Origin of the sequence: Amnibacterium sp. (genome assembly GCF_025463795.1) — a bacterium.
Taxonomy (GTDB): domain Bacteria; phylum Actinomycetota; class Actinomycetes; order Actinomycetales; family Microbacteriaceae; genus Amnibacterium.
Genome location: NZ_JAODBE010000079.1, coordinates 1 through 10,303, shown reverse-complemented (window position 1 = coordinate 10,303; position 10,303 = coordinate 1). Strand labels below are relative to the sequence as shown.

Sequence of the window (10,303 nt, the reverse complement as noted above, 5' to 3'; positions counted from 1 at the left end):
GGTCGTAGCCGACCGCCTGGATGTGGCCGTTCTCGTACGGCGCGATCCACACATCGGTCCACGCGGGAGGGATGCCCATCGCCTCGAAGCGCCGCCGCAGCTCCGGGTCCTTCACGGTGGTGCCGTCGGGGGCGCGGTAGCTGAACCCGCTGCCCGCACGGGTGCGGCGGTAGCCCCGGCCGAGCGGGTTGCTCTTACGGAGCCGCGTGCGGGACGCGGGGCGGGCTTCGGTCACGGTTCGGAAGTGTAAGAAGGCTCCGCTGAGCACCGGGCCACGCTCAGGCGACGCCCGGCGGACGCGCAGAGGAGGTGGGGCAGGGGCCCCTCCCCGCCCGTGGGCCCGTCGGCCCGTCGGCCTCAGGAGGCGAGGTCGTGCGACGGAGCCGCCTCGTACCCCGCTTCGAGGAGCGCTGCGCGGGCCTCCCGGCGAGCGGAGTAGTCGGTCCGCACCCCGCGGATGTCGCGATAGTTCTGATGCCCGGGCCCTGCCCACAGGATGGCGTCCCCCGGCCGGGCCAGGGAGACGGCGAGCCGGATCGCTTTCTCCGGCTGCCCCTCCTCGTACAGCGGGTGGTCCGGGGCCGCCTCACGAGCGGCCGCGACGAGCGTCGCCCGGATGCTCGCCGGGTCCTCGAAGCGGGGGTGGTGGTCCGTGACGACCAGGATGTCGCTGCCGGCCACGGCGGCACGGGCCATGTCGGGCCGCTTGGTGGTGTCGCGGTCCCCGTCGGCACCGAACAGCATGATCACCTTGCCGGGCGTGACGGCGCGCACCGCGGCGAGCGTCTCCTGGAAGGCGTGCGGGGAGTGCCCGAAGTCGACGTAGACGGCGGGCGCGCCCGGCCCGGACACGAGCTCCGTCCTGCCCGGCAGCGTCGCCGCCATGCCCCGGGGACCCTCGAGCACGGCCTGCAGGCGCTCGAAGGCGTAGCCCGCTTCGAGCAGCATGACGACCGCCAGCCCCGCGTTCGCGGCCATGTGTGCGCCGAGCACCGGGATGCGCGACGTGACGCGGCGGCCGCCCGGGCCCTCGAGCACGAAGGCGGTGTGCGCCTGCGTCTCCTCCGTCACCGTGACGGTCCAGTCGGCGGGCGCCCCGCCCGCGAGGGCGATCGAGACCGTGGGGACCCCGGCGTCCGCGAGGACCCGATCGCCCCAGGCGGTGTCGAGCGACACGACCGCGCGACGCGAGCGATCGGGCTGGAACAGCACCGCCTTCGCGGCGTAGTACTCCTCCATGTCGGCGTAGTCGTCGAGGTGGTCGTGGCTGAGGTTGGTGAACCCGGCGACGTCGAACACGATGCCGTCGAGCCGGTGTCGGGACAGGCCCTGGGCGCTCACCTCGATGGCCGCCGCCTCGACGCCCGTCTCCTCCATGCGCGCGATGAGGGCGTGCAGCTCCGTCGCCTCCGGCGTGGTCAGGCCTGCGACGCGGCGCTCGGACCCGACGCGGCGCTCGGCCGTGGAGCTGAGGCCGTTCGGCACCTCGAGCAGATCGAGCAGCCCGCCCAGGAGGTGGGTCGTCGAGGTCTTGCCGTTCGTACCCGTGACCCCGAGCAGCAGGGGGTGGCGCTCCCCGGTCCGGTAGACCGCCGCGGCGAGGTCGCCGAGCAGGAGACGGGGCTCGGGGAAGGTGAGCACGGGCACATCGACCGCCAGGGCCGCGTGCGCAGGATCCGTCAGCACGGCGACGGCGCCCTTCGCGATCGCGTCGGCCGCGTAGTCGGCGCCGTGGCTGCGGACGCCCTGCAGGGCGATGAAGAGGTGTCCCGGGCGGACCGCACCGGTGCCGAGGCTGATGCCGCTCACCGCGACGCCGGCGGGATCACCACCCAGGTCGAACCGGTGGACGAGGTCGGCGAGCGGGAGGGGCTCGGTCGACTCCGGGACGAACGGGGACGGCACAGGCGCTGACATGACCGTGCAACTGTAGGCGGAGCACCTGCGGCAGCGCGGACCCCCACCCGGGAGCGCCTCAAGACACGACCCGCGAAACACAGCCGCGCCGCCGCGGAGACGCGGCCGCAGGCGCGCGAACCGCGGCCCGTGTAGGGCCGCGAAGCGCACAGCCGCGCCGCAGCGGCGGCGGCGCGGCAGTAAACACAGAAGGGGCCGGATCCTCTCGGATCCGGCCCCTTCGAGCAGCAGCAGAAGCTACTTGATGATCTTCGTCACCGTGCCGGCACCGACGGTGCGGCCACCCTCGCGGATCGCGAAGCGGAGACCCTCCTCCATGGCGATCGGCTGGATCAGCTCGACCGTCATCTCGGTGGTGTCACCGGGCATGACCATCTCGGTGCCCTCGGGCAGGGAGATGACGCCGGTGACGTCCGTGGTGCGGAAGTAGAACTGCGGGCGGTAGTTCGCGTAGAACGGGTTGTGACGCCCGCCCTCGTCCTTCGACAGGATGTACGCGTTCGCCTCGAAGTTCGTGTGCGGCGTGACCGAGCCCGGCTTCACGACGACCTGGCCGCGCTCGACCTCCTCGCGCTTGGTGCCGCGGAGCAGCAGGCCGACGTTCTCGCCCGCGCGCGCCTCGTCGAGGAGCTTGCGGAACATCTCGACACCGGTGACGGTGGTCTTGATGCTCGTCGGCTTGATGCCGACGATCTCGACCTCGCTGTTGACCTTGAGGATGCCTCGCTCGACACGGCCGGTGATGACGGTGCCACGACCGGTGATCGTGAAGACGTCCTCGATGGGCATGAGGAAGGGCTTGTCGGTGTCGCGCTCGGGCTCGGGCACGAACTCGTCGACCTTGTCCATGAGGTCGGCCACGGTGGCGCCCCACTTCTCGTCGCCCTCGAGCGCCTGCAGCGCGGAGACGCGGACGATCGGCGCGTTGTCGCCGTCGAACTCCTGGCTCGACAGCAGCTCGCGGACCTCGAGCTCGACGAGCTCCAGGATCTCCTCGTCGTCGACGACGTCGGCCTTGTTCAGGGCGACGACGATGTACGGCACGCCGACCTGGCGGGCGAGCAGCACGTGCTCACGCGTCTGGGGCATCGGGCCGTCCGTCGCGGAGACCACGAGGATCGCGCCGTCCATCTGGGCGGCACCCGTGATCATGTTCTTGATGTAGTCGGCGTGACCGGGGGCGTCGACGTGCGCGTAGTGGCGCTTCTCGGTCTGGTACTCGACGTGCGAGATGTTGATCGTGATGCCGCGCTGCTTCTCCTCGGGCGCGTTGTCGATCTGGTCGAACGCGCTCGCCGTGTTCAGGGTGGGGTACTTGTCGTGCAGCACCTTGGTGATGGCAGCGGTGAGAGTCGTCTTGCCGTGGTCGACGTGACCGATCGTTCCGATGTTCACGTGCGGCTTGGTGCGCTCGAACTTGGCCTTGGCCACTGATGTCCTCCTCAGGACTGTTGGTCGAGGTGTCCCACCTCGGTCGTGCTCGCGCCGGTTGCGCGGATCGACCCAGCGAGGATACCCGCTTTGTTTTCGGTCTGTTACGGCACCCCTTGACCGGCTGACCGGCGGATGCCCGTGGTTGCTGTGTTCTAGGGCCGACCCGGTGTTCATGGTCGACCAAGTGGTGTCAGAGCGGATGTGGACCTTGTCGCAGGGGCCCGGTCGCGAGCGGCTTCGCCGCCCCCGCCCGCGCTCCCGGCTCCGCCGCTCCTCGGCTTCGCCAGGCAGGGCGCTCGCGCGCCCTGCGATAGACACGCCGGCTGCGCCGGCGGGCGGGGCTTGCGCCCCGCCCAAGGCTGACTGAGCTTCGCTCAGTCAGCCTTGTTCTTCTGGACGATCTCGTCCGCGACGTTCTTCGGCACCTCGGCGTAGCTGCCGAACTGCATCGAGTAGACGGCGCGACCCGAGGTCTTGCTGCGGAGGTCACCGACGTAGCCGAACATCTCGGACAGCGGGACCTGGGCGGTGATGACCTTCACACCGGACGCGTCCTCCATCGACTGGATCTGGCCGCGGCGGGAGTTCAGGTCGCCGATGACGTCGCCCATGTACTCCTCGGGCGTGCGCACCTCGACGGCCATGACCGGCTCGAGGAGCGCCGGCTGCGCCTTGCGGGCAGCCTCCTTGAACGCCATGGAACCGGCGATCTTGAACGCCATCTCGGAGGAGTCGACCTCGTGGTAACCGCCGTCGAGCAGCGTCGCCTTGATGCCGACCATCGGGTACCCGGCGAGGACACCCACCTGGAGGGCGTCCTGGATGCCGGCGTCGACGCTGGGGATGTACTCGCGCGGGATGCGGCCACCTGTGACCTTGTTCACGAACTCGTACGACTTGTCCGCCGTGATCTCGAGCGGCTCGAGCGCGATCTGCACCTTCGCGAACTGACCGGATCCACCGGTCTGCTTCTTGTGGGTGTAGTCGTAGCGCTCCACGGGACGCTTGATCGTCTCGCGGTAGGCGACCTGCGGCTTGCCGACGTTCGCCTCGACGTGGAACTCGCGCTTCATGCGGTCGACCAGGATGTCGAGGTGGAGCTCGCCCATCCCCTTGATGATGGTCTGGCCGGTCTCGCGGTTCTGCTCGGTGCGGAAGGTCGGGTCCTCCTCGGCGAGCTTCTGGATCGCCTGGCCCAGCTTGTCCTGGTCCGCCTTGGTCTTCGGCTCGATGGCCACCTCGATCACGGGCTCCGGGAACGTCATCGACTCGAGGACGACCTGCTCCGACGGGTCCGCGAGGGTGTCACCGGTGGTGGTGTCCTTCAGGCCGATCACGGCGTAGATGTGGCCGGCGGAGACGCCGTCGACCGGGTTCTCCTTGTTCGAGTGCATCTGGAAGATCTTGCCGATGCGCTCCTTCTTGCCCTTGGTCGAGTTGATGACCTGGGAGCCGCTCTCGATGTGCCCCGAGTAGACCCGCACGTAGGTCAGACGGCCGAAGAAGGGGTGCACCGCGACCTTGAACGCGAGCGCCGCGAACGGCTCGGACGCGTCGGCGTGGCGGAGGATGACCTTCTCCTCGTCGCGCGGGTCGTGGGCCTCGATGGCCGGCACGTCGAGCGGGCTCGGCAGGTAGTCCACGACCGCGTCGAGCATCGGCTGCACACCGCGGTTCTTGAACGCGGAACCGCAGAGCACCGGGTAGATCTCGCTGTTCACGGTCAGCTTGCGGATCGCGCCCTTGATCTCGGCGACGCTCAGCTCCTCGCCGGCGAAGTACTTCTCGAGCAGCGCGTCGTCCGTCTCGGCGACGGTCTCGACGAGGCGGTGGCGGTACTCGTTCGCCTGCTCGACGAGGTCGGCGGGGATCTCCTCGATGGCGTACTTGGCGCCGAGCTCGACGTCACCCTTCGAGTCGCCGCGCCACGTGAGCGCGCGCATCTCGACCAGGTCGACGACTCCCTCGAACGAGGACTCGGCGCCGATGGGGAGCTGGATGACGAGGGGCTTCGCACCGAGGCGCTTGACGATCGTGTCGACGGTGAAGTAGAAGTCCGCGCCGAGCTTGTCCATCTTGTTGACGAAGCAGATGCGGGGGACGTTGTACTTGTCGGCCTGACGCCACACCGTCTCGGACTGGGGCTCGACGCCCTCCTTGCCGTCGAAGACGGCGACCGCGCCGTCGAGCACGCGCAGGGAGCGCTCGACCTCCACCGTGAAGTCGACGTGCCCGGGCGTGTCGATGATGTTGATCTGGTTGTTGTTCCAGAAGCACGTCGTCGCAGCGGACGTGATGGTGATGCCGCGCTCCTGCTCCTGCGCCATCCAGTCCATCGTCGCGGCGCCGTCGTGCACCTCACCGATCTTGTGGGTGATGCCGGTGTAGAAGAGGATGCGCTCCGTCGTCGTCGTCTTGCCGGCGTCGATGTGCGCCATGATGCCGATGTTGCGGACCTTGGTGAGGTCGGTCAGCACGTCTTGTGCGACTGCCACGATGTGGTGCCTTTCGTGAAGGAAGTTCGGTACGTCTACATGGACAACGCTCGGCGGCCTGGATTCATGCCGTCGAGCGTGTCGGTGAGGGGCGGCGGGAGCCGCTGATGCGGCGCCGGCTGCCCGGGTGGCGGCGGGGCGGGCCCGATACGGACCCGCCCGGCCTGCTACCAGCGGTAGTGGGCGAAGGCGCGGTTCGACTCGGCCATCTTGTGCGTGTCCTCGCGGCGCTTCACCGCGGCACCCAGGCCGTTCGACGCGTCGAGGATCTCGTTGGTGAGGCGGTCCGTCATGCTCTTCTCGCGACGCGCCTTGGCGTAGCTCGTGAGCCAGCGCAGGGCGAGCGTGTTCGCGCGGTGCGGCTTGACCTCGACCGGCACCTGGTACGTCGAACCACCGACGCGGCGGCTCTTCACCTCGATGGTCGGGCGCACGTTGTCGAGCGCCTTCTTCAGCGTGGCGACGGCGTCCTGGCCGTTCTTGGCCGTGACGTTCTCGAGCGCGCCGTAGACGATGCGCTCGGCGAGACCCTTCTTGCCGTCGACCAGGATCTTGTTGACCAGCTGGCTGACGACCGGGGCGGAGTAGACCGGGTCGGCGACGACCGGGCGCTTCGGGGCGGGACCCTTGCGGGGCATTACTTCTTCTCCATCTTCGCGCCGTACCGGCTGCGGGCCTGCTTGCGGTTCTTGACGGCCTGGGTGTCCAGGGCGCCGCGGACGATCTTGTAGCGGACGCCGGGCAGGTCCTTCACCCGGCCGCCGCGCACGAGCACCATCGAGTGCTCCTGGAGGTTGTGGCCCTCACCGGGGATGTAGGCCGTCACCTCGGTGCCGTTCGAGAGCTTGACGCGAGCCACCTTGCGCAGCGCCGAGTTCGGCTTCTTCGGGGTGGTCGTGTAGACGCGCGTGCAGACGCCGCGCTGCTGCGGGTTCGCCTTCAGCGCGGGTGCCTTGGTCTTCACGACCTTGGGCGTGCGGCCCTTGCGGACCAGCTGCTGGATGGTGGGCACTGCTCTACTCCTTGTTCCGCTACGCACGGCGGTCGCGCACCGGCGCGACGGCCGACGGTTCGGATGGAATCATCAAGCGGATGGGGATCCATCCGCAGGCCCGCGGATCCGATGCGGACTCCGAGCCTCAGGCGGGAGCCGCGCGACGGTGACGCGAGGCGGATGCGCACACGCGGGAGGCGGCGCACACCCCCGGAATTGTAGACGCACGATCCAGGGGGGTCAAACCACGACGACGCTTCCGGCGGTGGATCCAACCCTCGCACGCCCCGCGGTGTTCCCGGGCGCGGCTCACCCGCCGTCGTCGCGCTCCCACGGCCAGCGCGGGCGCTGCGCGCCGGCGGCCTGGGCGCGGAGGACGAGGAGCATGATCAGGCCCGCCACGAGGGCCAGCGCCGCGTCCGTGAGCTGGAACGGGCTCGCCGCCTGGGTGGCGATCCAGAGCACGCCGTCGGCCGGCGAGGCCCGGATCAGCAGGTAGACCGCGGCGCCGACCAGGAGCTGCACCAGGTAGACGAGCACGCCGCACTCGAGGGGCAGCCAGCCCGTGCGGTCGTGCACGCGGAGCAGCCGGACGAGCAGCACGACGAGCGCCGCGGCGACGGCCACCGGCACGACGAGGGGACCGGCGTTCGTGAGCGGATCGACCTCGAGCCCCGTGAAGAGGCTCACGAACCCGTTCGCGGCGACGACCGCCGCGCCCCAGCCGAGCGCGACGAGCACGGCGGTCAGCCGCCCTGCGTCAGGGACGGGTGCCGGCTCCGTCATCCGAGTCCCGGACGCTGCTCGCGAAGCGGTCGCGCTCGTAGGCCTCCTGCGCTGCGCGGTTGCGCCGCCGCACCCGACGGCCACGGGCCCCGACCGCCAGCCCGGTCCACAGCATGACCTCGCGCGCGATGATCGGGATCAGCACGACCTGCGGGGCGATGAGCGCGCGACCGAGGAGGTTCTCGTTGCTGATGCCGCCCTGCTGCAGCGCGAGGATGAGCACGGTCGAGAGCAGGTAGACGACCACGGCGACGATCAGGCTCGACAGCACGTAGGCCAACCGGCCCGCGCGGTTGAGCAGCAGCACCGTGAGCTCGTAGAAGAGCGCGAAGAGCAGCACGGGCAGCCAGGCGAACGGCGTCGAGACGAGCTGCTGCACGCTCTGACCGACGGACGCCTGCCCGGCGACCACGAGCACGACGAGCGCGAACGCCGCGAGGTACAGCACCTCGAAGATCAGCGCGGCGAGCAGCACCCAGGCGGTGCCGACGAGTCGGTTGCTGCGGCGCCGGGGCGGCGGCGGCGCAGCGGCCGGGGGCATCGGGACGGGCGCACCCTGGGGTGCGGGCGGGGTGCGGTCGTCCGCGGGGAGGACCACGGTGCGGTCGCCGTCCTGGGCGCGCTCGTCGGCGGGGAGGACCGCGGTCCGGTCGTCCGACCGGTCCAGCCGCTCGGTGCGAGCTTCGGCCGCATCGGTCCGGGCCTCGGCCGCGTCGGTGCGCGCCTGCGCCGCGTCCGCGCGCGCCGACGCCGCATCGCTGCCGGCGCTTCCGGTCTCGTTCCGCGGTTCGTCCGTCGTGGCGTCGTCCCGTCCGTCGGTCGCGCCCGGCCGAGCCGGCACCGCCACGGCCGTCGGGGCGCCGGTGGCCGGACCGTCGGCGCGACCGGCGGGCTCATCGGCGGAGCGGCCTGCTGCGTCCGGGCCGGTCGCGGCGCGGGCCACGGCGGGGCGGTCGGTCGCGACGTCCTCCTCCGGAGGTGACGCGTGCTTCGCGCGGCCGGTCTCGGTGTCCTCGGACGGGACGGGCGCACCATCCGGCGCGGGTGTCGGCTCGGCCATGCGTTTCCTCCTGGTCTGCTGAACGACCCCCGAGCCTAGGGGCGCGCGTCGCGAACGGGCTGGAAGTCCGATCCGTCTCTCAGCGCGCGATCCGGCGCGCCCCGCTCACCACGACGGCCGTGCGGTATCCGTTCCTCGTGGCCGTGACGTGGACCGTCAGCGACGCGCCCCGGTCGGCGGCGCGCAGCCGGTAGCGGGTTCCGGTCGCTGCGAGCGCGGCACCGTCGCGGTACCAGCGGTAGGTGAGACCGGTCGCGCCCGCCCGGAAGACGCCGGCATGCGCCATGAGCACGGACCCGGCGCGAGCGGTGCCGGTGATGGTGGCGCGCGTGGCGTGCACGAAGCGCTTCACGGCTCCGACGAGGTCCCCCGCATTCACGACGCCGGCGCCGCACCGGGCCACGGTGCAGGTCGAACGGGCGGGGAACGGCGTCGCCGTCGCGACGAGGCGGGCCGCGACCGCGTCCGGCGCGAGTCCCGACTGCACCGACAGGAGGAGCGCCACCGCGGCGCTGACGCGGGGCACGGCCATGCTGGTGCCGGCGTACTCGGCGAGCGCCGGCTGGTTCCCGGCCGCGCGGATGGATCCGCTCGAGGTCCAGGTGTCCCCCCAGATCCAGCCCGCTGCGCTGCCACCGGGTGCGGCGATGGTCGGCCGGCGACCGGCCGTCCCGAAGTTCGAGAACGGCGAGCGGTTGCCGTACCGGGTCGAGGCGGCGACACTCACGACGTGGTCGCAGTCGGCGGGCGCGGTGCCGGCCATCGGGGCGTCGTCGTTGCCGGCGGCCGCCACGATCGTGGAGCCCCGCTGCCAGGCGTCGGTGACGGCCTGCTGCAGGGCGGGATCGCAGCCGTCGGGTGCGGCGCCCCCGATCGACAGCGACAGGACCTGTGCGGGGTGTGCGTTCGCCGGTGCGCCCGGCACGGTGCCACCGGACGCCCACTCGATGCCCGCGAGCAGGTCGGACTCGGATCCCCCACACCCGCCGATCACGCGAACGGGCTCGATCGAGACGCCGGGCGCCTCGCCGGCCACGCCCCGGTCGTTCCTGCCGGCCGCGATCTCGCCGGTGACGAACGTGCCGTGCCAGCTCGACGGCGTCGCGGGCGAGTCGGTGCTGCAGGCGTCACCGGGATCGGCCGGGTCGTCGTCCCAGCCGTCGCGGTCGCCCGTCACGACGCCGTCGCCGCCAGTGACGAAGTCGAAGCCGGGCACGAGGTGGGCGCTCGCAAGGTCGGGATGGGCGGTGATGCCGGTGTCGAGCACGGCCACGACGACGGAGGCGGTCCCCCGCGTCCGCTGCCAGGCGCGGGCGGCATCCACGCCGAAGCCACCGGCGCGGTTGAGCGACGCGGCGTCCCAGAGGTCCCACTGCCTGCCGAAGAACGGATCGGTCGCGGTCACGGGCGCAGCGGCACCGGCGATCCGCGTGCGGAACGCCGGTGAGGCGGCCGCGACGTGCACCGCCTCGGCCAGGTCGTTCCCGACGGCTGCAGCGCCCGCGGGATCGAGCGGGCCCCGGACCGAGATGCCCGCGAGGCCGGCCGCGAGCGGAGTCACCGCGGTGACGTGCAGGCCGGCGGGCAGCGTCGCGTCGAGCGCGGCCGCGGTCGGGG

8 protein-coding genes and 1 pseudogene are annotated in these 10,303 nt (G+C 71.4%); all 9 read right to left on the bottom strand.

Going from position 1 to position 10,303, the window contains the following annotated elements; translation table 11 throughout:
* Positions 1-235: pseudogene (locus JWQ92_RS07785) on the bottom strand (DNA topoisomerase IB); the annotation flags it as partial.
* Between the two features lie 122 nt (positions 236-357).
* Positions 358-1,917: a Mur ligase family protein gene (locus tag JWQ92_RS07780; RefSeq protein WP_297343893.1), complete on the bottom strand. Its 1,560-nt coding sequence runs from the start codon at positions 1,915-1,917 to the stop codon at positions 358-360.
* A 237-nt stretch (positions 1,918-2,154) separates the two neighbouring features.
* Complete coding sequence (gene tuf, locus JWQ92_RS07775) at positions 2,155-3,348, bottom strand: elongation factor Tu (protein WP_297343892.1); 1,194 nt, start codon at positions 3,346-3,348, stop codon at positions 2,155-2,157.
* A 377-nt stretch (positions 3,349-3,725) separates the two neighbouring features.
* Entirely contained in the window at positions 3,726-5,828 is a 2,103-nt protein-coding gene (gene fusA, locus JWQ92_RS07770; protein ID WP_297343894.1) for an elongation factor G, read from the bottom strand.
* Between the two features lie 185 nt (positions 5,829-6,013).
* Complete coding sequence (gene rpsG / locus JWQ92_RS07765; protein WP_297343891.1) at positions 6,014-6,484, bottom strand: 30S ribosomal protein S7; 471 nt, start codon at positions 6,482-6,484, stop codon at positions 6,014-6,016.
* Positions 6,484-6,858, bottom strand: coding sequence for a 30S ribosomal protein S12 (gene rpsL / locus JWQ92_RS07760; protein WP_055964941.1), 375 nt, complete (start codon positions 6,856-6,858; stop codon positions 6,484-6,486). The genes rpsG and rpsL overlap by 1 nt, the downstream gene beginning before the upstream one ends.
* Before the next feature lie 291 nt (positions 6,859-7,149).
* A complete protein-coding gene (locus JWQ92_RS07755; RefSeq protein ID WP_297343890.1) occupies positions 7,150-7,626 on the bottom strand; it encodes a DUF6121 family protein in 477 nt (158 codons plus the stop codon).
* Entirely contained in the window at positions 7,601-8,686 is a 1,086-nt protein-coding gene (locus JWQ92_RS07750) for a hypothetical protein (RefSeq protein WP_297343889.1), read from the bottom strand. Before JWQ92_RS07750 ends, JWQ92_RS07755 begins: the two co-directional genes overlap by 26 nt.
* 79 nt (positions 8,687-8,765) lie before the next feature.
* Positions 8,766-10,303 (bottom strand): S8 family serine peptidase (locus tag JWQ92_RS07745; protein ID WP_297343888.1); only part of this gene is annotated, 1,538 nt, incomplete at its 5' end.